The organism is Streptomyces sp. NPDC047982 (assembly GCF_043204165.1).
GTDB lineage: Bacteria > Actinomycetota > Actinomycetes > Streptomycetales > Streptomycetaceae > Streptomyces.
On sequence record NZ_JBIDBS010000021.1, the window covers coordinates 122,718 to 148,439 of the forward strand.

A 25,722-nucleotide genomic window follows, 5' to 3' on the forward strand; every position below is an offset into this window, starting at 1 on the left:
CCGGTGCGCCACGATCACATGCGTCCCTTGACACGTCATGCGGCACGGGCCGGGACGATGCCACCGCCGGGGGCGACGCCGAACGGCCATTCCAGACCGCGCTCCCGCGGTAGCGCGGCGCACCGGGGCCCGGTTCACCCGTTGATCAGCGGCGCCCCCGGATCGGCCAGGAGTGTCGTCAGTTTGTCGCTGAAGAGCTGGGCGAGTCTGGTGGCGGTGTCCGGGGGGCAGTAGTCGAGTGCGTGGATCAGTTCGCCGTCCAGGCCGGCGGGGCCGCCGTCGGCGTCGCGTGTGTCGCGCAGTTGCAGCAGCAGGTCCTGGTCGGTGTGGGTGGCCGGGAGAACGCGGTGGTCCACCCGGAGGCCGCCCGCCCACCGGCCGTCGCAGCGGCCCGCGGGGTCGACGCGCAGGTAGGAGAAGGCCGCGGTGAACAGGCCCCGCCCCTGGTGGGCGCGGTCCCGCGCCAGGCCCTCCACCACCTGTTCGTAGGGGTGGTCCTGGTGGGCGTGGGCGGACAGCAGGCGTCGGCGGACCCTGGCGGTCAGCTCCTCGCCGTCGGGGGCCCCGTCGGTGCGGACACGGAGCACCACGGGATTGGTGACGCATCCCACCAGCCCGTCCACCCCGTCGTCGTCCCGCCCGCTCAGGGCGACCACCACGGGTACGTCCTCCCCGGCGCCGAGCTGGCTGAGGGCGGCGACCAGGGCGGAATGCAGCACCATGTAGGGGCTCGCGGCGTAGCGGGTGGCGGCTTCCTCCAGGAGGCGGTGCTCACCTGGCCCCCAGGAGAGGGGGACGTGGCCGGCGCGGCCCTCGGAGCGTCTCGCCCGGGGAGGCGCGCCGGGCAGGATCAACTGATCGGGTACGCCCTTCAGTTCGGCCGACCAGTAGCGTGCCTGGCGGGCGGCGGGGCTGTCGGGATCGCTCGCGTCCCCCCGGCGCGCGGCCAGCCGGAGCGTGTGGTCGGCGTACTGCGGGGCGGGGGCCGCCCACCGGGGGGCCGTGCCGTCCAGGCGGGCGGCGTAAGCGCGTTGCAGGTCGGCGCGCAGGACGCCCAGGGAGTGGCCGTCGACGGCCACGTGGTGCACCACGAGCAGCAGCAGGTGGCGCTTGGGGCCGGTGCTCAGCAGCAGGGCGCGCAGCGGCGTCTCGGTCAGCAGGTCGAAGCCGCGGGAGAGTTCTGCCTCGACGACCGACCGCTCCTCGTCGGGTGTGACGTCGAGGTGGCGGAGGGCGGGCGCCGCGTCCTCTCGGGACAGCACCCGCTGTTCGGGGCCCTGCGGACCGTAGGGAAGTACCGTCCGGAGCGCCTCGTGCCGGGCCACCACGTCGCCCAGCGCCTCCTCCAGCGCCGTCCGCCGGAGAGGGCCGCGCAGTTCCAGGGCGAGGGAGGTGAGATAGGTGGGGCGCTGCTCCCCCAGGTAGTTGGCGGTCCACAGGCGTAGCTGGGCCGGGGAGAGGGGGACGTGTTCCGGGCGTTGGGGGGCCGTCCCGTCCTCGGGGTGGCGCGCCGGGGTGGCAGCGTCGGGCAGCCGCCTGTCGAGTTCGGCGACGGTGGGTGCCTCGAACAGGTCCCGTACCGACACGGGGAGGCCGAGGGCGGCGCGGATGCGGCCGGTCAGCCGGATGGCGGTGAGAGAGTTGCCGCCGAGGGCGAAGAAGTCCTCGTCGGCGGAGACCGACGGCAGGCCGAGGGTGGCCGCGAAGGCGGCGGCCACCACCTCGGCGCGGGGTGTGCGGGCGTCGGCGGCGGCCGGGCGCTCGGGCGCCGGCAGCGCGTCCCGGTCGACCTTCCCGTTGGCGCTCAGGGGCGGCTCGGCCACCGGTACCACCACGGCGGGCACCATGTGGCGGGGCAGCCGCGCGGCCAGGCGGGTACGGAGCGACGCGGGGTCCACGGCGCCGTCCGCGCCCATCACGTAGGCGACCAGGGAGCGTTCGGCGGCGCCCTCGCCGCGGACGATCACCCAGGCGGCGCCGACCCCGGGTTCGGCGCGCAGCGCGGCCTCGACCTCGCCCGGTTCGATGCGGAAGCCGTTCACCTTGGCCTGCCGGTCGGCGCGGCCCAGGAAGTGCAGGCGCCCCTCCCGGTCCCAGCGGCCCAGGTCTCCCGTGCGGTAGGTGCGGGAGCCGGCGGGGCCGTACGGGTCGGCGACGAAGCGCAGGCAGGTGGCGGCCGGGGCGCCGTGGTACCCCTCGGCCAGCCCGTCGCCGGCCAGGTGGATCTCCCCGGGCACCCCGGGCGGCACCGGTCGCAGGGCCGTGTCCAGGACGGTGACCCGGCAGCCGGGCACCGGGGTGCCGATCGGCAGGGGTGCGGGGCCGGAGCCGTCGAGGGGGACCTCGTGGCCGAGGGAGAAGGTGGTGTTCTCCACCGGCCCGTAGAGGTGGGTGACCTCCAGCTCCGGGTGGTGCCGGCGGACCCGTTCCACGGAGGCGGGTGAGACGACGTCGCCGCCCGTGGCCAGCCGCCGCAGTCCTTCGAGTGCTCCGGGGTCCTGCTCGGCGATGACGTCCAGCAGTCCGGCGGTCAGGAAGGCCGCGGTCACGCCGCCCTCCCGCACGGCCCGGCGCAGGGCCGCGCCGTCCATCTCGCCGGGCGGGGCCACCCGTACCCGCCGGCCGGTGAGCAGGGGTGTCCACAGCTCGTAGACGACGGCGTCCCACGCGTGCGGGGAGTGCTGGAGGACGCACTGCTGGTCCTCGCCCCGCCATGCCGGGTCGAGGGCACGGCTGAGGATGTTGCGGTGGGTCAGCCGTACGCCCTTGGGCTCGCCGGACGACCCGGAGGTGAACATCACGCAGGCCGCGAGGTTCCCGGGCAGGGTGCGTCCCAGGTCGGCGGTGGGCTGGGTCGCGAGGGTCTCCTCGTCCGGTACGGAGTCCAGCAGCAGCCGGGCTCCGGTCAGTTCGCGGATGGCCCGGACCCTCTTGGGAGGGAAGCCTGAGTGGAGGGGGACGCAGAGGGCTCCCAGTTTCGCCAGGGCCAGGAAGCAGACGGCGACCTCGGGCGAGCGGTCCAGGGCGACGGCGACCGGGGTGCCGGGAGGGACCTGCTCGGCGAGGTGGTGGGCCAACTGGTTGGCCCGGGCGTTGAGTTCACCGTAGGTGAGGGTGCGCGTGCCGTGGCACAGCGCGGTGCGGGTGGGATGTGCGGCGGCCCGGGCCTCGAAGACCTGGGCCAGATGGGGGTCGTCGTCCCCGACCGGTGACGACGGCCCCTGACCCGCGGCGAGCAGGCCGGCCAGCCGGCGGGCCGGGACGAGCCGGACGTGTGCCAGGGGCTGTCGCTCGTCCTCCACGAGGGCGTGGCAGGCGGCGACGAAGAGGTCCGCCAGCTCGGTGGGTGTGGCGCGGTCGTCCAGCGCTCCCGGCCTGCTGTACAGCCGGCACCGCACGCGGCCGGCCCGGGGCAGGACCACGAGGCTGAGCGGGTAGTGGGTGCCGTCCCGCACCTCGGTCCCGGTCACCCGGACGCCGTCGGGCAGGCGGGTCCAGGCGTCCTCGTCCAGGGGATAGTTCTCGAAGACCACCGACGTGTCGAACAGCCCGGTGGTGCCCACGGCCTCCTCGATGGCGGTGAGGCCGAGGTGCTGGTGGTCCAGCAGGTCGGCCCGGCGCGCGTGGACACGCCGGGCCAGTTGCCCGGCCGACTGTCCGGGCCGGACGGTGACGCGGGTGGGCACGGTGTTCAGCAGCAGCCCGACGAGCCGTTCCACCCCGGCCACCTCGGGAGGGCGTTGCGCGACGGTGACACCGAAGACCACGTCCTCCTCGCCCGTCAGATGGTTGAGCAGGATGCCCCAGGCGGACTCGACGAGGGCGTTGACGGTCACGCCCCAGTGGGCGGCGCGAGCGGTGAGCGCGTGGCCGAGCCGCTCGGGCAGTTCGAACCGGTGGCTCAGGGTGGCGGGGGTGCCCGGAGTGTGGTCGGCCACCCGGGTGGGTTCGACGCCCGCCAGTTCCGCGCGCCACGCCTCGGCGGCGGCGTCCCGGTCGCGGCCGGCCAGCCACCGGGCGTACTCCCGGTAGGCGGGGGCCTGCCGCCCGGCCGTGGAGCCCCCGGGGACCGTGGCGGCGTCCAGCAGCTCGCCGAGGACGAGTGGCACGGACCAGCCGTCGAGCAGCAGGTGGTGGTGGGTGAAGACCAGCCGCCACCGCCGTTGTCCGGTGCGCAGGAGGGCGAACCGGAGCAGCGGCGGGTGTCCGGGGTCGAACGGCTCGCGTTCCCGCTGCTCCTCCTGGCGCATCCGGTCGGCGAGTCGGGCACCGGGCACGGCGGTGAGGTCCGCGGTGCGCCAGGGCAGCGGGCCTTCGGCCGCCGGTATCAGGTACAGCGGCTGGTCCCCCGCGTCCGCGGGGAAGCAGCCGGACAGGTGGGGGTGGCGGCGGAGCAGTGACCGGGCGGCCTCGCGAAGCCGTTTTGGCCGCACGTCGCCGGTCAGCTCCAGGCTGAGCTGGACGAGGTAGGGGTCCTGGCGCGGCACGTCCGCCCGCGGTGCGCCGGCGCCGTACAGGGCGTGGAAGAGCAGCCCCTGCTGGAGCGGCGCGGCCGGCAGCAGGTCGCGGAGCGGCCCGTACCGCCGTTCCCACTCCTCGATCCGGTCCTGGTCGACCCGGGCCAGGGGGAAGTCGGAGGGGGTGGAGAGGACGGGGCCGGTGCCGGGGTGGTGGTGGACCAGCCGCCCCAGCGTGGCGTGCCACAGGTCGGTCAGTTCCCGCACCTCGTCGGCGGTCAGCACCTCGGACGGCCAGGTCCACTCGGCGCGCAGCCGTGGCCCGTCGGGGCCCCGCTCGGCGAACACGTCGAGGGTCAGGGTGTGGCCCAGTGGCTGGCGGGGGTCGGCCTCGCCGCGCAGCGAACCGGGCAGGGCGCTGAAGGAGGCGGGTTCCTCGGTGTCGAAGCGGCCCAGGTAGTTGAAGGCCAGCGGGGCCCGGGCCGTCGGCAGTCGGCCGGCCTGGCGCAGCAGCCCGTGGGTGAGCCCGTCGTGGGGCACCTCGCGCAGGCTCTCCTTGACGTGTTTGACCGCCCGGGACAGCTCGTCGCCCTCGGCGCCCCCGCTCGGCGGCGGGTCCAGCAGCACGGGGTGGAGGGTGGTGAACCAGCCGACGGTGCGGGACAGGTCGAGGTCGGCCAGCCCCTCCAGCGCGGTGCGCCGCCCGTGTCCTTCGACGTCGACGAGGACCGGGGCGCCGTCCGGGTTGCCCCGCCAGCGGCGCAGGGCGAGGGACAGGGCGGCGAGCAGCACCTCGGGGACGCGGGCGCCGAAGCCCGCCGGAACGGCCGTCAGCAGGCCCTCCACCCATGTCTCGTCCCAGGTGGTGCTGAGCCGCCCTGCCCGGTCCACGGTGTCGCGCGCGGGGTCCAGGGCGCGTGCGCCCAGGCGGGCGTGGGGCCGGTCGAGGCGCCGGCGCCACCAGGTCTCGTCGGCACGGACCGGTTCGGACGCTGCGGCCTCGCGCAGGGCCCGGGTCCAGGCGCGCAGCGACGTCCGTACCGCCGGGAGCGGGGCCCGCTCGCCCCGCAGCGCGTGCTGGTGGGCCCGTTCCAGGTCGGGCAGGAGGACGCGCCAGGAGACCCCGTCGACGGCGAGGTGGTGGATCACCAGCAGCAGGAGGTCGGTGCCCGCGCCCCGGAACCACACCGCGCGCACCACGTCTCCGCGGTCGGGGTCGAGGTGCCGGCGGGCGCTGCGGCGCTCGTCCTCGATCAGTGCGTCCAGGTCCTCCTGGCGGTCGGCCCGCTCCCGGGCGAGGTCGACGCGGCGCAGCACCTCACCGGCGTGGACGGTGCCGGGTGGGCGCACCTCCAGGGCCCAGTGCCCGTCCCGCACGGCGGTGCGCCGCAGCCGCAGGGCGTCGTGGTGGTCGACGACCTGCTGGAGGGCGTCGCGCAGGGTGGCGGTGGTGACCGTGTCGGGCAGCGGGCACACCACGGACTGGGCGAAGCCCTCGGCGCCGCCGCCGAGAGAGGCCAGCCAGTCCACCACCGGGGTGGGCTCCAGCGGTCCGGGGTCGTGGGAGGGCGCGGGCGGGGCGGTGAGGGGGCGTACCCGGCCCTGGACGACCTGGGCCAGTGCGCGGGGGGTCTGGTGGGCGAAGACGTCCTTGGGGCCGATCAGCACCCCCGCGCCCTGCGCGCGGGCGGCCAGTTGGACGGCGAGGATGCTGTCCCCGCCGAGGCCGAAGAAGTTGGCGTCCGGGTCCACGGAGGGCAGGTTGAGCAGGGCGGCCGTCAGGGAGCGCAGGAGTTCCTCGGCCGCCGACTGCGCCGCCGGGGTCTCCGCTCGGGGCGCGGGTTCGGGACGGTCGGCGGGAGGCGGGGTCCGCCGGTGGGTCCCCCCGTCCCCGGGGCGGGGGCAGGGCAGGTCGGTGAAGGGTGCCTCGGGCCCGTCGAGGGCGGCCTCCAGAAAGAGGCGTACGGAGTCCAGCAGTGCCTCGGCGGTGTGGCGGTCGAACCGGTCGGTGGCGTACTCCAGGCAGCCGCGCAGCGCGCCGCCGGTCTCCTCCGTGACGTCCCAGAGGAGCGGGAACTTGGCCCGGGTGCGGCGTAGCGGCAGCTCGGTGGCCTCGGTACCGGCGAGCGCCAGTACGGGCCGGTGCCCGGACTGGTGGTTCAGCATGACCTGGAACAGCGGGTGGCGCCCGGGCTCCCGGGGCGGGCCCACCGCTTCCACGATCCGGTCGAAGGGGGCCCGGGCGTGGGCGAAGGCGGTCAGGTCGGCGGCACGGGCCCGGTCCACCACGGCGGCGAACCCCGGTCGGCCCGACAGTTCCAGGCGCAGCGGCAGGGCCTGGGCGAAGTAGCCCACCAGCGGGTCCAGCGCCGGGTCCTCCCGTCCCGCGCCGACGGTGCCCACCACGACGTCCGTGCCCGCGCCCCACCGGCTCAGCGCGCACGCGAGGGCGGCGTGCAGCGCCATGAAGGTCGTGGCGCCCCGCGCGGCGGCCAACTCCTTGAGGCGCCGGCCCAGTCGCGGCCGCCAGTGGAAGCCGACGGCGTCGCCGGGCCGGTCCGCGTCCGGCAGGCCGGGGCGGTCGGCCGGGAGCGGGGTCTCGACGGGCGCGCCTCGCAGGGTCTGCCGCCAGTGGTCGAGCTCGCGGGACAGGAGGCTGTCCGGGTCGCCGGGGTCGCCGAGCCGGGCGCGCTGCCAGAGGGTGAAGTCGGCGTACTGGAGGGGCAGCGGCGCCCACTGCGGTTCCCGGCCGCGCAGGCGGCTCTCGTAGGCGGTGGCGAGGTCGCGGGTGAGGGGGCCCAGCGCGTGCTGGTCGGCGGCGATGTGGTGGAGGACGACCAGCAGGGTGTGGTCGGAGGGGGAACGGCGCAGCAGCGTGAGGCGCCAGGGCGGGGAGGCCGCCAGGTCGAAGGGCCTGTGCAGTTCCTCCTCGACGTACGTGTCGTCGTGCGTGTCCTCGGTCACCGGGACGACGGTCAGCGGACCGGCCGCGTCGTCCCCGGTCGCCGCCTGGACGCACTGCCGCGGTTCGTCGCCGTCGTGGGGGAAGGTCGTGCGCAGGATCTCGTGGCGGCGTTGCACGTCCCGGGCGGCCGCGCGGAGCGCGTCGACGTCCAGCGGTCCCTCCAGACGGGCCAGGAGGGGGACGTGGTAGGCGGGGCTGTGCCGTTCCAGGCGGTGCAGGAACCACAGCCCGCGCTGGGCGTAGGAGACCGGCACCCTGGCGGGCCGGGGCAGGGGTCCCGGCCGCGCCGCCCCTTCGCCGCCCACCTCGCCGAGCCGTGCCGCGAGTTCGGCCACCGAAGGGTACTCGAAGACGTCCCGCACCCCGAGGTCCCGGGACAGCACGGCACGGACCCGGGTGGCCAGCCGGTTGGCGAGCAGGGAGTCGCCGCCGAGGGTGAAGAAGTCCCGGTCCACGCCGACCCGGTCCGGTCCGAGGCGGAGCACCTCGGCGAAGAGGTCCCGCAGCGTGGTCTCGGTGGCGTTCCGGGGCGCGCGGGCGTGTCCCGGGTGCTCGGAGCCCGCCTCCCGCAGCGCGCGCCGGTCCAGCTTTCCGTTGGGCGTCAGGGGCAGGGAGTCCAGGGTGACCCAGACGGACGGCAGCAGGTGGGCGGGCAGGACCGCGGCGGCTCGTTCGGGAGCGCGGGCCGCGCTCCCGGGGTCGGCCACCAGGTGGGCGACCAGCCGCCGGTCCCCCGGCCCGTACTCGGTCAGCAGGACGGCGACGTCGCGTACGCCCGGCAGCCGGGCGAGCGCGGCCTCGACCTCTCCGGGCTCCACCCGGTGGCCGCGCACCTTCACCTGCCGGTCGGCCCGTCCCAGGTACTCCAGTGTGCCGTCGGGCCGGCGCCGGGCCAGATCGCCGCTGCGGTACGCGCGGCTGCCCGGGGGTCCGTCGGGGTCGGCGACGAACCGTCCGGCGGTCAGGGCGGGGCGGCGCCAGTAGCCGTCGGCCACGCCGGGGCCGGAGACGTACATCTCCCCCGGTACGCCGCCTGGGACGGGACGCAGCGCGGCGTCCAGCAGCCGCACCCGGAGGTCGGGGAGGGCCTCGCCGATGACGCCGCCGCTCCCGTCCGCGGCGGGGTCGGCCGCGGCGACCCGGTGGTGGGTGACGTGCACGGTGGTCTCGGTGATCCCGTACATGTTGACCAGGCGGGGCGTGTGGTCGGGGTGGCGCGCGTACCAGGTGGACAGCCGCCAGGGTTCGAGCGCCTCGCCGCCGAAGATGACGTGGCGCAGGGCCAGCCGGTCGCCCGCGGCGGGGTGGTCCGCGTCGGCCTCGGCGAGCTGGGCGAAGGCCGAGGGGGTCTGGTTGAGGACGGTGACCCCCTCCTCCACCAGCAGGTCCAGGAAGTCCTCGGGCGAGCGGGCGATCTCCTCGGGGACGACGACCAGCCGCCCGCCGTGCAGCAGGGCGCCCCACAACTCCCACACCGAGAAGTCGAAGGCGTAGGAGTGGAAGAGGGTCCAGACGTCGTCGGGGCCGAAGGCGAAGTGGTGTGCCGTGGTGGACATCAGCCGGGTGACGTTGCGGTGGGTGACCACCACGCCCTTGGGGGTCCCGGTGGAGCCGGAGGTGTGGATGAGGTAGGCGGGGCAGCCGGGCGTCGGGCGGCGCGGGGCCGCCGGGGGGAGAGCGGTCGGCGGCCCGGTGGGCACACCGTGGCGCGGATCCAGGTCCAGGCGGGGCGCCCGGTGCTCCTCCAGCATCCCGGTCACGGCGGCGCCCGGGTGGGTGAGGGTGAGCGCGGGTTCGACATCGGCGAAGATGCCGCGCAGCCGCTCGACCGGGTAGCCGGGGTCCAGCGGCACGTAGGCGGCGCCCGCCTTCAGGACCGCGAGCAGGGCGACGACCAGGCCGGTGGACCGTGGCAGGCAGACCGCCACCCGGTCTCCGGGGCCGACCCCTCGTGCGGCGAGGTGGCGCGCCAGCTCCTCGGCCCGCTCGTCGAGTCCGGCGTACGTGAGCCGGTCGCTCCCGGACACCACGGCGACGGCGCCCGGGACCTTGGCGGCCGTGGCGGCGAACCAGTCGGTGAGCGTGCCGGTCTCCTCCTCGGCGGCGACCGGCGGGGGCCCGGCCGCGGGCTCCCCGGCGCCCACCCGTCCCTGCGAAGTGGCGGGGTCCGCGTCACCGAGGGCCAGCACCAGGTCGACGAGGCGGTCCAGTTGGGCCCGGGCGGCCGTACCGGGGCAGCGGGCCTCCGGTACGTCGATGTCGACCCGCACCTCCGGGGCGCCGTTGTCGTAGACACCGAGCGCCAGGTGGTCGCCCCGGCCCTGGGTGACCATGTGGACGGTCGCCGGCGTACCGGCGAAGTCCAGGTCGCGGCGCATCGTCATGGCGTTCAGGACCGGCCCCACGAGCTGTCGCCCGCCCCGTACCGCGCCCTGGTCGCGCAGCATGTCCTCGAAGCGGTAGCCCTGGTGGCGCAAGGCGCCGAGCGTGGCGGCGGAGACGGCGGAGAGCAGTTGCGACAGGGGCGCGGCGGGGTCCACGGCGAGGCGGAGCGGCACGACGCCGGCGGCGGTGCCGAACGCCTCACGGGCGGCCCGGCCGGTACGTCCGGGAACGCTCAGTCCGAGCACGACCTCCCGCTCCCCGGTGTCGGCGTGCACCGCCAGGGCCGTGGCGGCCGCGAACAGCGCGGGCCAGCGCACCCCGTGGCGGTCGGCCGCCGCCCCCACGTCCCGCCAGCGGCCGGCCGGCAGCCACCGGGAGTGGCGGACATGGCCGGTGGCCCCGGCACAGGCCGGGCCCGTGGCCAACTGCGGCGCCTCGTCCACCCCGGCCAACTGCTCCGCCCACCAGGCGGCGTCCCGTTCGAAGCGTGCGGAGGCCCGGTATTCGGTGTCCCGCCCGACCATGTCGGCCAGCGTGTCGAACACCTCGGCGTCGCCCGGGTCCGGCGCGGTGGCGGGGTCGGCCACCAGTCGGGTGTAGGTGGCGGCGACCCGCCGGACGAAGTTGGCGGCGGCCGCGCCGTCGCAGATGAGGTGGTGCATCCGCAGGCACCACAGGTACTCGTGTTCCGCCACCCGCAGCAGATGGTGGTCGAAGAGCGGCGCCCGGGACAGGTCGTAGGGGCGAGCGCACGTCTCCTCGATCAGCCGCAGCGCCTCCGCGTGCGGCTGCCCGGCCCCGCGCAGGTCCAGTCGGCGTACCGTCCAGTCGTCCACCGGCTCCAGGAACTGCGCCGGTTCACCGCCGTCGTCGCCGAAGCGCACCCGCAGGGTCTCGCTGCCCGCGACGACCGCGCGTACCGCCCGCACGAACAGGTCCTCGTGGAGCGGGCCGTGGAGGTGCACGTACTGGGCGACCACGTAGCGCAGCCTCGACCGGTCCAGGGCCCCGCCGTACCAGATGCCGGCCTGCGCGGCCGTCAGCGCGGTGCCCCGGTCAGCCATGGTCGTCGTCCTTCGCTCGGGGGGCCGCTTCCGGGTCCAGGATGCGGGCGATACGGGCCAGCGACTCCGGGCAGGCGAGGTCGCCGTGGGTGAAGTCGCTGGCGTGCACGTCGATCCGCCCCTGGACGTAGGGGCGCCACATGGAGGGGTCGAAGGCGAGTGCCTCGGGCCCCTCGTCGGGACGGGCCCGTACGAGGGAGACGTCCCCCGCGTACCGGCCGGGGCGGAAGGAGCGCGCCAGGCGGAGGTTGTTCTCGTACGCCCCGCCCATGGCGATCAGGTGGCGCTCGGAGATGTCGGACAGCAGGCTGTCCTCGTCCCGGACGATCTTCAGGAACCGCTCGTCGGTCAGCTCCTCGTCGCGCAGGCCGTCGGGCCGGATGCCCGCGAAGTCCAGCAGCGCCCCGTACATCATCCGCTCCCCCGCCCTGTCGGACACGGCGGGCAGTTCGGGCAGGTCGGCGACGACGTAGGAGTCCAGCAGGACCAGGCGTTCCACCCGCTCGCCCAGGCGCTGGAGTCCGGTGGCCATGGCGTGGGCGACCAGCCCGCCGAAGGACCAGCCGAGCAGTTGGTACGGGCCGTGCGGCCGGAGCCGGCGGATCTCGGCCACGTAGTCGGCGGCCATCTCCTCCACGCTCCCGGCGAGCAGGTCCGCCCCGTTCAGCCCTCGGTCCTGCACGGCGTAGAGGGGCTGCTCGGCGCCGAGGTGCTGGGTCAGCGCCGCGTACATCCAGCCCACGCCGCCGGCCGGGTGGACGCAGAACATCGGGGCCCGTCCGCCCTCGCTCCGCAGGGGCAGCAGGGTGTCGAACGCCGGGTGCGTGTCCCGCGCGCCGATCAGGGCGGCTGTCCAGTCCCCGCTCGACGCGGTGCCGGTGGCGGCCTCGTCGGCCGCCACCAGGTCGGTCACCGGGGTGTCGGGGGCGGCGACGACCGTGCGCAGGACCGTCAGCAGGCGGTCCATCAGCGCCTGGGCCTCGTCCGGAGTGAACGCCTCGGTGCGGTGCAGGAGGTTGACGTCCGTGCCCCCGTCGCGGGGCAGCACCATCAGGGAGAGCGGGTGGTGACCGGCGGACTCGGTGGTCGCCCCGTCGACGCGCACGCCCGGCAGGGCCCGCGCCGCCTTTGGGTCCGCCGCCGGGAAGTTCTCGTACACCACGGCCGTGTCGAAGAGTTCGTCGAGGCCGACGGCGTCGAGCAGGCGGGACAGTCCGAGGTGGCCGTGCGGCATCAGGCGGGCCTGCTCGGCCTGGACGCGGCTCAGCAGCGCGGCCACCGTCTCCTCGGGCCGCAGCCGCACCCGTACCGGGAAGGTGTTGATGAGGAAGCCGATGACGGACTCCACCCCCGGGAGGTCCGGGGACCGCCCCGACGTGATCGCCCCGAACACCACGTCGTCGCGGCCGGTCCGTTCCGCGAGCAGCAGCGCCCAGCAGCACTGGAGGACGGTGTTGACGGTGACGCCCAGACGGGCGGCGGTGGCCGCGAGGCGGTCGGTCTGAGCGGGGTCCAGCCGGTGGATGAGCCGGTTCGGCCAGGTGGCGGCGGCGCCGCTGCCCAAAGGGGCCAGCAGGGTGGGTTCGACGCCGGTCAGGTGCTCGCGCCAGGCGGTCAGGGCCCGCTCCCGGTCGAGCCCGCCGAGCCAGGCCAGGTAGTCGCGGTAGGGGGTGGGTTCGGGCAGCGCGTCCCCGTTGTACAGCGCGAACAGCACGGGCAGCAGCAGTTGGTTGGACCAGCCGTCGAGCAGCAGGTGGTGGCTGACGACACGGAGCTGGAAGCGCTTCGACCCGAGCCGCACGAGGGTGAACCGCAGCAGCGGGGGGTCGGCCGGGTCCAGGCGGGTGGCCCGCTCCTCGGCGGTCAGCCGCTCGCCGTGCTCGCGCCGGGCCTCGGGGCTCGACGTGGACAGGTCCAGCTCGTCCAGGACCAGCTCGCGGCCGCTCAGCACCTGCACGGCGGGCCCGGAGGGCGGCCGGACGAAGGCGGCGCACAGGTTGGGGTGACGGCGGCCCAGCTCGCGGATCGCGCGCCGGAGTGCCGGTACGTCGAGGTCGCCGGTCAGGTCCAGGGCGAGGCGCATGACGAAGGCGTCCTCACCGTCCCGCTCGGACCCGCGCGGGAACAGCAGCGCCTCCTGGAGCGGGGACAGCGGCAGCACGTCCCGGTGGCCGGGGTAGGCGGTACCGAGCCACTGGCGGCCCTCCTCGGTCAGGGGCACCGGTCCGGTCCCGGTGGCTTCGGACGGGCGGGGCCGGGGCGCGGCGGCCACCGCTTCCCGGGGCGAGGGCTCCCGCGCTCCGGGCGCGGGCGGCACGGACGGGCCGGCGGCGTCACCGCGGGGGCCTTTGGTGAGACCTGCGGCCAGCCCGGCGGGGGTGGGGCTGACGAACACGTCCTCCGTGGACAGCGCCAGGCCCCGCCGACGCGCCTTGCGTACCAGTCGGATGGAGCGGATGCTGTCGCCGCCCAGCGCGAAGAAGCTGTCGTCGGCGCCGACGTCGGCGCGGTTCAGCACCTCGGCGAACACCTCGCGCAGCACGTCGATGGCCTCCGCCCGGCCTGCCCGCACCACGGGCCGCCGCTGCGGCTCGGCGGCCACCCGCCGGCGCAGCGCCTTGCGGTCGGCCTTCCCGTTGGGGGTGAGGGGAAGGCTGTCCAGCACCTCGAAGGTGGTGGGGACCAGTGCCGCCGGGACCTCGCGGGCCAGGGCGGCCCGTACCGTGTCGGGGTCCGGTCGCGCACCGGGGTCGGGCTGGAGGAAGGCGGCGAGCGTGTGGTCCCCCACGTCTCCGCCCTCGGTCGCGGGCACGGCGACCACGACGGCCGAGGCCACCAGGGGCAGGGCGCACAGGCGTGCCTCCAGCTCCCCGGGCTCCACCCGGTGGCCCCGGACCTTCACCTGGTCGTCGGCACGGCCCCGGTAGGTCAGCACCCCGTCCCGGTCCCGGACCACCAGGTCCCCGGTCCGGTACATGCGGGTGCCGTCGGCGGCGAACGGGTCGGCCACGAAACGCTCGGCGGTGTGCCCGGGACGGCCCGCGTAGCCCCGGGCCAGGCCGTCACCGGCCACGTACAGCTCGCCGACCGTGCCGGGGGCCACCGGACGCATCTCGCGGTCCAGCACGTGGCAGCGGTGGCCGCCCACCGGTGTGCCGATCGGAGGGTCGTCCTGCGCGTCGGGGTCGCAGCGCCAGGCCGTGGCGTAGACGGTGCACTCGGTGGGGCCGTAGGCGTTCCAGACGGTGGCCCCGGGGTGGCGGCGGTGGATGTCCCGCACCAGGTCGGCGGGGACCCGTTCCCCGCACAGCACGTAGTGGTCGGCCCGCTCGTCGACCCACTCCGCCTGCCGCACCCGGCGGTAGACGGACGGGATGGCGACGATGAGGGAGCCGGACCAGTCCTTCCGTTCGGTGAGGGCCAGCAGGTTGCGCACCAGGTCGACGGTGCCGCCGGCCACCAGGGTGGCCAGCAGTTCCACGACCGAGACGTCGAAGCTCGCCGAGGCGGCGCCGAGCACGCGTGACGTGGCGTCGCCGCCCAGCTCGCGCCGCATCCACGCGAGGAAGTCGAGGACGTTGCGGTGGGTGACCACGACGCCCTTCGGCCGCCCGGTGGAGCCGGAGGTGTAGCAGATGTACGCGGCGTTGCCGCCGGCCGCCGGGCGGGTTCCCGGCGTCGCCCGCTCGGCCCCGGCGCCCTCCCCGGGGGCGGACGGGTCGTCCACCAGCACCACGTCGGGGGCTCCCGAGGGCAGCCGGGCCGCCGACGCGGTGGTGGCCACCACGTGTGCCGGGCGGCTGTCGGTGAGGAGGAAACGGGCCCGCTCCGGCGGGAGGGAGGGCTCCACCGCCACGTAGCAGGCACCGGACTTGAGCACCCCGAGCACCGCGACGGCCAGCTCCACGCCCCGGTCCAGCCACAGCGCGACCCGGTCCTCCGCACCCACGCCCCGTGCCCGCAGGGTCCGCGCCAGCCGCTCGGCGCGCAGGTCCAGCTCCCGGTAGGTGAGCCGCTCCTCGCCCGCGCGCACCGCGACGAGGTCGGGAGTGGCGGCGGCCCGGTCCTCGATCGCCCGGTGCACGGTGGCGGGCGCCTCGGGCGCCGCCTTCGCCCGCTCGTCGCGGCGGCCGACAACGGTCGTGGGCGGGTGCGGGTCGCCCGGGGCCACCAGGGCGGTCAGCGGGGTCTCGCGGCTGCCCTCGGCGGCGACGGCGCGCAGCACGTCCAGATAGTCGGCGGTGAGCGCGGCGGCGGTCCGCTCGGTGAACAGGTCGTCGCTGTACTCCAGGCAGGCCGTCATCTCGTCCTGGCCCTCGCGGTCCTCGGTGACGAGGGTCAGGTCGAACTTGGCGGTGCCGGGGGGCATCCCGCTGAAGAGGTTCTCCCGGGTGTGGCCGGTGTCGAAGAAGTCGGTACGGGCGTCGCCCACGTGCTGCAGGGGCGGGAGCTCCTGGTGCACGTAGAACACGTCGAACAGCGGTTCCCGGCCCAGGTCGCGTTCGCCCACCAGCGCGTTGACCACCCGGTCGAAGGGCACCTCCTGGTGTTCCAGCGCCTCCAGGACCGTACCGCGCACCTGCTTGACGAAGTCCCCGAACGAGACGGCGGACCCCAGGTCGGCGCGGAGGGCGACGGTGCTGTTGAAGAAGCCGATGAGGCCCTGGACCTCGGGGCGGGTGCGCCCGGTGGTGGGGCTGCCGACGACCAGGTCGCGCTGGTCGGTGTGGCGGGCGAGCAGCAGGTAGAAGCAGGAGAGGAGCACCGTGAAGAGGGTCGCGGACTCCTGCGCGGCGATCCGGCGCAGGCGCCGCACCAGGTCCGCCGGCACGGTGAAGGTGTGCAGCCTGCCGGTGTAGCTCTTGCGGGCCGGCCGGGGGTGGTCGGTGGGCAGCCGCAGCGGCTCGATCCCCGCCAGCCGCCGCTTCCAGTACTCCAGTTCGCCGTCGAGGGCTGCGGAGTCCAGGAGCCGGCGCTGCCAGTGGGCCCAGTCGCGGTACTGGACCGGCAGCGGGTCGAGGCGGGGTTCGCGGTTCTCCTGGTGCGCGGCGTACAGCTCGGGCAGTTCCCGCTCGAAGATCCTGGGCGAACCGCCGTCGTTGACGGCGTGGTGCATGGTCACGTGGACCACGTGCTCCTGCGGACCGGTGCGGATGACCTGCAGCCGTACGAGGGGGTCGTTCTCCACGTCGAAGCGGTGGTCCGCGGCGCGGCGCACCAGTTCACGGGCGGCGGCCCGCGGGTCGGGGCGGTCGCTGACGTCCCAGAAGCGGAAGAACTCCGGGCCCAGTTCGGGCCGGACGCGCAGGGTGGGTACGCCGTCGTCGTCGACGAGGTTGGAGCGGAGGACCTCGTGCCGCCGCGCCAGCCCCTCCCACATGCCCCGCACCGCGTCGACGTCCAGGTCTCCGCTGATCCGGCTGACCATCGGGAGGTTGTAGAGGGTCGTGTCGGGGTCGAGCTGGTGGTGGAACCACATGCGCTCCTGCCCGAAGGACAGGACCCGCTCGTCGGTGGGTGTCACCGGGGGGACGGCCGTCCGGCGGCCGCGGGAGAGCGCGTCGACGAAGCGGGCGAGATCGGCGACGCGGGGGTGGTCGTAGGTGTCGATGAGCTTGAGGCGGTGGCCGAACCGCTCCTCCACGCGCTGGACGAGCTGCAGGGCGATGATCGAGTTGCCGCCCAGGGTGAAGTAGTCGGCCTCGGGGGTGACGGGCGTGCCCGCGCCGAGGAGTTCCTCCAGGGTCCGGCACAGCCACGCGGTGGTGTCCTCGGGCTCCGCCGCCACCCGCTCGACGGGCCGGGCCGCGTCACCGGCCGGGAGAGGCCCGGTCCCGGACGCCGGCCGGTCGGCAGGCGTGGCGATGGCGGTGGCGCCGGCGGTCTCCGGGGCGTCCGGCGCCGTCGCGGCGGGCGGGGCGGCGGTGATCACCCGGGGCGGTGCGGCGGGGGCGGGCGTCGCCCAGCAGGGGATGCCGAGGACGGGGTGGCCCGGCAGCCGGTGGCGTCGCGGCGGGCGGGCGGCGGTGGCCGGGGTGGGGGCGAGCGCCTGCCAGTCCAGGTCGACGCCGCGGCGGTACAGGGCGCCGAGGACACCCGGCACTCCGTGGCGCGCGTCCAGCGGGATCACCTCGACGGTGCCCCGCTCGTCGGAGCCGGGCTCCGCCAGGGCGCCCGGCTGCCCGGTGGCCGGGTCGGGCGCCACGCACAGCACCGGGCGGCCCCGGGAGCGCAGCTTCGCCACTTCGGCGGCGGTCCGCTCGGGCGGCGTACCCCCGTCGGCACCCAGCACGGCGGCCAGGCTCACCCCGTAGCGGCGGAGTTCGGCGGCCGGCCCGGTGGCGGGCCTGCCCTGGGCGTCGGGCAGCAGGACGACGCGGGGCCGCGCGGGGGCGTCATGGGTCCCGTCCTGCGCGAGCCAGGTCGCCTCGGCGGCCAGGCGCACCGCGAGCTCCTCGGTGTCCCGGGCCCGGACGGCGACGCGGTGCGCGTGGTGGTCGCGCCCCTGGTTGAGGGTGAACGCGACGTCGGCCAGCGGCAGGCGTCCCGCGCGCAGCGCGGTGGAGAGGCGGGCGCACAGCGCCGCCAGCGCCTCGGGGGTGCGGGCGGAGACGCCCACCAGGTGCGGCGCCGGATCGTCCGCCGGGTCGTCGGGCTCCTGCGCGCCGTCCTCGGCAGGCGGCCGCTGTACGACGCAGTGGGCGTTGACGCCGCCGAGGCTGAACGAGCTGACACCGGCCAGGCGAGGGGCGTCGCCCCAGGGGCGGAGGGCGCCGACGACCTCCACCCCGAGGTCGGCGGGGTCGACGCCGCCGGTCGCCCGGCGGAAGTGGACCGAGGGGTACAGCTCCCCGTGCTTCACGCTGAGGATGGCCCTGACCAGTCCCGCGACGCCCGCCGCGTGGTCCAGGTGGCCGATGTTGGCCTTGACCGAGCCGATCGGCACGGGGGTGTCCCGGGTGCCGAACACCGCGGCCAGGCCCTCCAGTTCGACGGCGTCGCCCAGAGGGGTGCCCGATCCGTGCCCCTCCAGATAGCCCGCGTGGGCCGGGTCCACCCCGGCCACGGCCCACGCCTTGCGGATGGTCCTGCTCTGCACGACGGCGCTGGGCGAACTGATCGTGGCCACGGCGCCACCGTTGTGCAGGACCGCGCTGCCGCGCAGCACCGCGTGGACCGGGGCGCCGTCGGCCCGGGCCCGGGCGACCGTGGTGAGCAGCAGCACGGCCCCGCCCTCTCCGGGGACGGCGCCGTCGGCGTCCGCGTCGTAGGCCCGGCACCGCCCGCTGTCGGACACCAGCTCCGGCATCGCGTCGGCCTCCTCGGCCGGAAGGCCGCCGGGACGCAGGCTCACCCCGCCGGCGAGCGCGTACCGGGCGTCGCCCGAGGCGATCTCGCGGCAGGCGTGGTGGACCGCGAGCAGGGAGCTGTTGCAGCCCGTGTCGACCGTGTAGCAGGGGCCGGTCAGCCCCAGCACGTGCGCGACCCGGGCCGGTGTCCCGAAGGCCATGTTGCCCAGGGCGGCGAGCGTGCCCGGGTCCGCGGCGGCGGCACGGTAGGACGACGGGGAGGAGGTGAGGACGACGGCGGTGTCGTTCGCGCCGAGGTGGCGGGTGGAGTATCCGGCGTCCTCCACCGCCTGGTGGGCCAGCAGCAGGGCGAGGCGCTGCTGCGGGTCCATCACGGCGGCTTCCCGGCGGGAGAGCCGGAACAGGCCGTGGTCGAAGGTGTGGATGTCCCGCAGGTGCCCCATGGGCAGGTAGGCCGCCTCCGGGTCGAGCCCCGTCGACTCCGCGCGGCCCTCGGGCAGGGGGCCGACGCTGTCGCGGCCCGCGCGCAGGTTGGCGCGGAACTCCTCCAGGTCGTCGGCGTCGGGAAAACGCACGGCCAGTCCCACGACGGCGATCGCGTCGTCGGGGACCAGGGCTGCGTCCTGGCCGGCCGCGTCGCCGTCCTGCCGTGTCCGTCGTGCTGTCGGGCCGCTGTTGTTCGGCACTGTGTCCCCCACTGTCTCGCCCACCGGAGGTGGGGTCCGCTCTGCTTCGGTGTCGGGCCGTCTCACTGAGGTGTCGGGCGGGCGCCCGCCGCGAGGAGCGCGTCCACCTGTTCCGGTACGCGGTCCAGGTCGAAGAGCCGGCCCACGCGCAGCGCGCCGGGCCAGCGCGTCTCGAGGCACAGGTGCAGTTCCACCACGCTGCGGGAGTTGCCGCCCGCGTCGAAGAAGCTGTCCTCGGGCCCGAAGTCCTCGTGCCGCAGGACCCGGGCCCACATCGTCGCGACCTCGCGGGACAGGGCTTCCCGCTCGTCCCCGCCCGAGTCCGAGGCCGAGGCCGGGCCGCCGCCGCTCCGCGGCCCGAGAAGGGCGAGCAGGGCGGCCTCGTCGACCTTGCCGGAGGGGGCCAGCGGCATCGAGCCGAGGGTGACGTACTCCTCCGGTACGGCGTCGGCGACGAGGTTCGTGCGGCAGTGGGCGATCAGTTCCCGTGGTCCGGGCAGCGCCACCGCGTCCTCGGCCGGGGTCCAGAACGCGACCAGCCGCAGGGCGCCGTCGTCTCCCGGGACCCCCAGCACGCCGGCCTGGCGGACCGCCGGGTGGGTCTCCAGGACGGCCTGGACGCCGTGCCGCTCCACGCGGACTCCGCGCACCTTGATCTGCCCGTCGGCCCGCCCGTGGAACTCGATCTCGCCCTCCTGCCCGATCAGGACGAGGTCCCCGGTGCGGTACATGCGCGCGCCCGGCCGCGAGGAGAAGGGGTCGGCGACGAAACTGCCCGCGGTCCGTGCGGGCCTGCGGGCGTATCCGCTGGTGACCTGCGGTCCGCCCACGTACAGTTCGCCGACGACGCCGGGCGGGCAGGGCTCCAGCCGCTCGTCGAGCACGTGGACCGAGGTGGTCCCGGAGGTGCGGCCGACGGGCACCGTCCGGGGGGAGTCGTCGCGCAGGGTGTGCCCGAGGACCGACACGGTGGTCTCGGTCGGGCCGTACTCGTTGCGGAGCCGGGTGGTGGGAAGTGCGGCGCGGTGCTGTGCGACGAGCGCCGGGGGCACGACCTCGCCGGCGACGACGACCTCCCGCAGATGGGCGCCGGCGCCCGCGAGGTGGGGCAGCATCAGCCGGTAGTACGAGGGCGGGCAGACCATCTGCGTGACCTGCCGCAGGAGGACCAGTTCGGCACAGGCCCGGGCGTCGCGCAGGGCGGTGTGGTCCGGCAGCACGGCGGTGCCGCCCGTGCAGAGCGCGCCGAAGGTCAGCATCAGCGCGCCGTCCCAGGCGAACCGGCAGGCCGAGAAGCGGATCCCGCCCGGCTCGTCACCGCGGGCGGCCACCAGCGCGGACAGGTTGTCCCGCCCCACGACGATCGCCTTGGGCTCCCCGGTGGACCCGGAGGTGGTGATGGCGTACGCCGGGGCGCCCGGCGGTACCTCCGTCCAGGGCCCGGGTTCGGTGGCCCCGCCCTGCGGGACGGACCGCCCGAACTCCGCCAGGTCGAGGACGGGCAACGGCACGGGCGCCTCGTCGGCCAGCCGCGCCACCGCCTCCCGTACGTCGGGGTCCGCCGCCCCGTCCCGGACCACCGCCCCGCACTCCAGATCGCGGGTCAGCGCGGCGAGGCGCTCCGCCGGATGGCCGGGCTCGGTGACGCACCAGGCCGCGCCCGCCCGCAGCGCGGCCACCATGCCGACCAGGGTGTCCACGCTCTGCCGCAGGTGGAGCAGGACGGTCTGCCCCGGGCGCACCCCGAGCTCCCGCAGCCCTGCGGCCAGCCTGTCGGTGGCCGCGTCCAGCTCCCGGTAGCTGAGCTGCTCTTGGCCCACCACCACCGCGGTGCGCTCGGGGTGGCGCCGCAGGGAGTCGCGGAGCTGGTCCACCACGTCGTGGGCGGTCATGGCGATCACCGGGTCTCGTAGGAGTGGAAGCCGCGGCCGCTCTTGCGGCCGCGGTGTCCCCGGTCGACGAGGTCCCGCAGCAGGGCGGTGGGCTCGAAGCGGGGGTCGCCGGTGGTGTCCCGCAGGACGACGAGGGAGTCCAGCACGGTGTCAAGACCGATCAGGTCGGCGGTCCTCAGCGGTCCCATGGCGTGTCCGAAGCAGTCGGTGAAGACGCGATCCACGGTCTCGGCGTCGGCGGTGCCCTCCTCCACCCGCGCGGCGGCGTCGTTGATCATGGGCATCAGCACCCGGTTGGAGACGAAGCCCGGCGCGTCGCGCACCAGATGGGCGCGTTTGCCGATGCCTTCCAGCAGGCCGAGGACGGTCTTCAGGGTCTCCTCGGAGGTGCTGGCTCCCCGTACCACCTCGACCGCGTCCTTGAGGTGGGCGGGGTTCATGAAGTGGGTGGCCAGGACCCGGTCGCGGCGCCCCGTGTGACCGGCGAGGATCTCCACGGGGATGGCGGAGGTGCAGGAGGCGAGGACGGTGTGCGGGGCGCAGGTGGCGTCGAGCGTCCGCAGGATCTGCTCCTTGACGGCCATCCGTTCGGGCCCGCACTCCACCACCAGGGCCACGTCGGCGAGTTCGGCCGCCTCCGGCACCCACCGCACCCGCCCGAGGACCGCGGCGGGCGGAGCCTCGGGCGCGGGCCGGCGCAGCAGCCGGGCGGCCCGGATGCCGGCCCGCAGCCGGCGCTCGCCGTCCGCCAGGGCCGCCGGGTCCGGATCGTGGAGCGTGACCGGGTGGCCGGCCTCGGCGAAGCTCTGCGCGACCCCGGCACCCATGGTGCCCGCGCCGACCACGCCGATCGGCACCCGGGGCGGTGCGGCCGGGACCGGCCCGCCCCGCTCGTCGGCGACGGCGCGGTCGCCGCGGCGGTCGGTGCTACTCATCGGAGCCTCCAGACGGGATGACGAGCCGTACGTGGTCGGGCACGGCGGGCGGAACGGCGCCGGGCGGGAACTCCAGCACCAGGGGCTCACCCTCCGCGGCCGGGCCGGGGCCCGCCTTCGGCCGGAACCCCGCGAAGCGCAGATTGACGAGCATCGCCCGGTTCACGGCCGTGGGGACGAACTCGGCCTCGGGCCGCCGTCCTTCGACCAGGGCCCCGCGCACCACATGGCCGATCAGGGCAGGGCCGATGCCCCGGGACATCACCCGGCAGGAGAGCAGCAGCAGGCGCAGCACGGTCCGGTCCTCCACCCGTTCGGTGACCACCAGCCCGACGGTGCCGTAGGAGCCGTAGACGTCCTGGAGCTGCGCCACCATGACCCGGTGGTCCGGTGAGCGGCTGAGCTGCCGCAGCTCCGCCAGGTCGTAGGTGCGGCCCGTGGTGTTGAGCTGGTGGGTGCGGACCGTCAGTTCGTGCGCCCGGGCGAAGTCCCCCTCGGTGGCCTCCCGCACGGTCAGTTCCAGAGCGAGGGAGGCGAGGAAGTCCCCCGGCGCCCCCTCGTACGTCTCCTGGGCCCGGCGGCGGCTGCTCTCCGCGCGGTACATCTCCCGACGCCTGCGGGACTCCTGCGTGAGGTGCCCGGGGCGGAACTCCGGCAGTTCTGGGAAGGCCGGGATCCGCTCCGGCTCGTAGCAGCGCACACGGGGGTGGGCGGAGGCGACCTCGGCGCGCTCCACGGGGTCGTTGTCGACGAAGGCGAGGCTGTCGATGCCGATGCCGAGCACCTCGCTGACCCGCTGCACCGAGGCGGACTTGGCGCCCCAGCCGATCTCCACCACCGTGAACAGCTCCGCCAGCCCCAGGCGCGCCAGGTGGGCGGTGGCGGTGGCGTGATCGCCCCGGCTCGCCACCGCGTGCAGCACACCCCGCTCGTCGAGGGTGCGCAAGGTGGTCAGGGTGGCCCCGGCGGGCCGGGGGTCGTCCCCCTCCAACAGGGTTCCGGCCCACAGGGTGTCGTCCAGGTCCCACACCAGGCACTTGACCGTGGCCGCGGGGGTGTCCGCCGTCATGCCGTCGCTCCGTTCGCGCGGGGCGCCGCGGGGACGCCGAGGTCCCGCAACAGCCGGTCGGCGATGTGCATCTCGGCCACGTGCTGTGCTCCTTCGATGATCTCCATCACCTTGGCGTCGCGGAAGAGTCGCCCGACTCTGCTGTCCGGGGCGCACCCGGCGGAGCCGAGGATCTGCACGGCGTCGCGGGTGACCGTCGCGGCCGCGTCGGCGGCGGCGTACTTGGCGAGGATGGTCTCGTGCACGGCGCGGCTCGGCTCGCCCGTCCGGGCCCGTGCCGCCCGCAGGCACAGTTCGCGCGCACCGGCGGCGGCGACCGCCGAGCGGGCCAGGCAGGAGCGCACCAGTTGGTGGTCGCCGAGGGGCGTTCCCCCTTGTACGCGGGAGGCGGCGTGGGCGACCGCGTCCCGCAGACCGGCCTCCGCCATCCCGACGCAGCCCCAGGCGACCGTGTGGCGCCCGTGGTCCAGGACGGTGGCGGCGACGTGGGACAGCCCCAGACCGACCGGGGCGACGAGGTGGTCGAGGGGTACGCGCACCGCGTCGAAGGCCAGGTGCGCGATCCGCGCGGCCCGCATACCGAGCTGTCCGGTGACGGGCTCCCTGGTCACTCCCGGCAGGTCGCCCTCCACCAGCACCGCCGCCAGGCCCCCCGGAGCCCGGCCCAGCACCAGGAAGACGTCGGCGAACTGCCCGTAGGTCACCCACCTCTTGCGGCCGCTCACCACGAGGTGGTCGCCGTCCTCCTCGACCGTGGTGCCCAGGTGCGCCAGGGCGCTGCCCGCCTCCTGCTCCGTGGCCGCGAACCCGGCGACCACTTCCCCGGAGGCCAGTGCGGGAAGCCAGTTCTTCCGCTGCTGGGCGGTGCCCCAGCGGCGCAGCCCCGCGGCGACCATGCCCTGCACGGTGACCAGTCCCCGGACCGAGCTGCACACGCCGCCCAACCGGGCGCAGATCTCCCCGACTTGACGCGGGTCGGCGCCGGCACCGCCGTACTCCACCGGTACGTCCGGAGCCAGCAGGCCGGACCGGGCCAGGTCGCGCGCCACCTCGGCCGGCAGTCCTTCGGACCGGTCCCACTCCGCCGCCGGCAGCGCCCAGCGCCCGGCCAGCTCCTCGGCCGCCCTCTCCAGGGCCGTCGCGGTCTCAGGCGACGGAGTCATCGCCGGGCACCAGCTCGAAGTGGCCCTTCTTGGCCCGTACGAAACGGGCGATCCGCGCCGCGGTGCGGAAGCTGTCGAGGTCCAGGTCCTCCACCTCGACGGTGACCGCGAAACGCTCCTCGACGAAGGTGACGAGTTCGAGCGCGAACAGGGAGTCCGCCAGGCCGAGGGCGAAGTAGTCGTCGTCCGGCTCGACGGGCCGCCGCAGGGCCTGGGTGAGGAACTCGGTGACCTGGTCGGTGATCTCGTTCACGCCGTGGACTCCTTGGGGCCTATCCGGACCAGCAGCAGGCTCCAGGCCGCCACCGGACTGACATTGATCAGCACGGCGTGGTCGCCGTCGGAGAGCCGGCCGTCCTTGAGGGCCGACCAGAGGTTGAGGAAGACGTCGTTGGGGCCGAGGTGACCGTGGGTGCGCAGGTTCTCCCGGCAGGAGGGGAGAAGCGCGAGGTCGAGGGATTCCTCGGTGAAGGTGTGCCCGCCGGCGGACAGGTTCTGGCTCACGAATCCGCGTATGTCCGCGCGCGTGAGCCCGTTGCGCCGCAGTAGCCGGTCCAGCAGGGACCTGAGCCGGTTGCGGGTCTCGACGGCGAGCCGGAAGGAGTAGGTGCGCTGGTCCGTGCACTCCTCGCGCCACAGCGACGGGTGCCGGTCCCGGTAGTCGACGTGGAAGAGGTCCCAGTACCGTCCGTCGGTCTCCTGCACCTGGTCGAGGAGCCGGATCCGCCCCTCGCGGCCCAGCAGCAGGGCCTGCCCGCCGTCGCCGTTGACGGTGACCGGGTGCCGGTAGCGGTGCTCGGAAACGGGTTTGCTCCCGTGGGCGACCAGCACCGGTCCCAGCTCCGGGTCGGCGGCCAGCAGCCCCCGGGCGGTGAGCAGGGCCGGGGTCACCGAGACGCAGCCCAGTCCGCCCACGGTGAAGGTGAGTGCGTCGGTGGCGCCCAGCAGCTCCTGGAGACGGGTGGCCTCGGAACTGAGCAGCGTCCCCGGTGCACGCTGCTCGACCACCAGCAGCGCGCCCAGATCGGCGGCCGCGACCCCGGTGTCCTCCAGCGCCCGGCGCGCGGCCCGTTCGGCCAGGGTGGTCGCGTCGGCTTCGTCCACCCCGACGGTGTCGATGCCCAACTGCGTACAGGCCGCCCGTTGTTCGGCGGGCAGCGCGCAGAGCGCGGGCAGCTCTGCCACGTTCAGTGAGACCGGGGGAAAGTAGGAGGCCACCGTCCTGACCGCGAGCGGCGCGAACGGCGCCCGTGCGTCAAAATGGGTCACTGGCTCTCCTCCGTGAGGTGGCTGGCTTCCCGCTCAATTCCAGTCACGCCACCACACCCCTTCAAGGACTTTTGGGCATGGCCGAACCGCGGCGGCGCGGGGAGGGGTGCCGCGTCGGGCACGTCGGCTACCGGGTTTGTTCGCAGTGCACCGGGCTTCAGTCCGGTGGTGAAGCGAATCTGAGAACTGTTCTGAGCTCAGTTGTGTGCATGGGTCTGCACTGTTGGCCTCAGCCCGGGTCGGAGCGGCCGGTTCTGCTGCTCGATGTACTGCTTGACGGTGCTGAGGGGCGCGCCGCCGAGGGACCCGGCGAAGTAGGACCCGGACCACAGGCTTGCGCGCGCCAGTAGTGGCGGAGGAGGTCGGGGAGCTCCTGGCGGAGTCTGCGTGAGGAGACGCCCTTGAGGGAGTTCGCCAGCCTGGACACGGCGGCCTTCGGAGGGAAGTTCACGCGTAGGTGGACGTGGTTGGCCTCGCCGTTGAACTCGACCAGCTCGGCCTCGAAGTCCTCGCACACGCTCCGCGTG

General features: G+C 75.3%; 8 protein-coding genes and 1 pseudogene. All 9 read right to left on the reverse strand.

What is annotated here, in order from left to right:
- Positions 1–134 precede the first annotated feature (134 nt).
- Positions 135–10,871 carry an amino acid adenylation domain-containing protein gene (locus ACGF2V_RS24625; protein WP_362709047.1) on the reverse strand — a complete coding sequence of 3,579 codons (10,737 nt, stop codon included), beginning with the start codon at positions 10,869–10,871 and terminating at the stop codon, positions 135–137.
- Positions 10,864–18,891, reverse strand: a complete 8,028-nt coding sequence (locus tag ACGF2V_RS24630; protein WP_362709045.1) for an amino acid adenylation domain-containing protein — start codon at positions 18,889–18,891, stop codon at positions 10,864–10,866. Before ACGF2V_RS24630 ends, ACGF2V_RS24625 begins: the two co-directional genes overlap by 8 nt.
- Positions 18,892–18,929: 38 nt before the next feature.
- Positions 18,930–20,759, reverse strand: a complete 1,830-nt coding sequence (locus ACGF2V_RS24635; protein WP_362709043.1) for a non-ribosomal peptide synthetase — start codon at positions 20,757–20,759, stop codon at positions 18,930–18,932.
- 5 nt (positions 20,760–20,764) lie between these two features.
- Positions 20,765–21,694, reverse strand: a complete 930-nt coding sequence (locus ACGF2V_RS24640; RefSeq protein ID WP_362628947.1) for a 3-hydroxyacyl-CoA dehydrogenase family protein — start codon at positions 21,692–21,694, stop codon at positions 20,765–20,767.
- Positions 21,687–22,763 carry an HAD-IIIC family phosphatase gene (locus ACGF2V_RS24645; RefSeq protein WP_362709040.1) on the reverse strand — a complete coding sequence of 359 codons (1,077 nt, stop codon included), beginning with the start codon at positions 22,761–22,763 and terminating at the stop codon, positions 21,687–21,689. The genes ACGF2V_RS24640 and ACGF2V_RS24645 overlap by 8 nt, the downstream gene beginning before the upstream one ends.
- Positions 22,760–23,926, reverse strand: a complete 1,167-nt coding sequence (locus ACGF2V_RS24650; protein ID WP_362709038.1) for an acyl-CoA dehydrogenase family protein — start codon at positions 23,924–23,926, stop codon at positions 22,760–22,762. The genes ACGF2V_RS24645 and ACGF2V_RS24650 overlap by 4 nt, the downstream gene beginning before the upstream one ends.
- On the reverse strand, positions 23,910–24,179 hold the full coding sequence (locus ACGF2V_RS24655) for an acyl carrier protein (protein ID WP_362628939.1): 270 nt from the start codon (positions 24,177–24,179) through the stop codon (positions 23,910–23,912). Before ACGF2V_RS24655 ends, ACGF2V_RS24650 begins: the two co-directional genes overlap by 17 nt.
- A complete protein-coding gene (locus ACGF2V_RS24660; protein WP_389047653.1) occupies positions 24,176–25,144 on the reverse strand; it encodes a ketoacyl-ACP synthase III family protein in 969 nt (322 codons plus the stop codon). Before ACGF2V_RS24660 ends, ACGF2V_RS24655 begins: the two co-directional genes overlap by 4 nt.
- 248 nt (positions 25,145–25,392) lie before the next feature.
- Positions 25,393–25,722 (reverse strand): annotated as a pseudogene (gene tnpA / locus ACGF2V_RS24665) (IS200/IS605 family transposase); the annotation flags it as partial.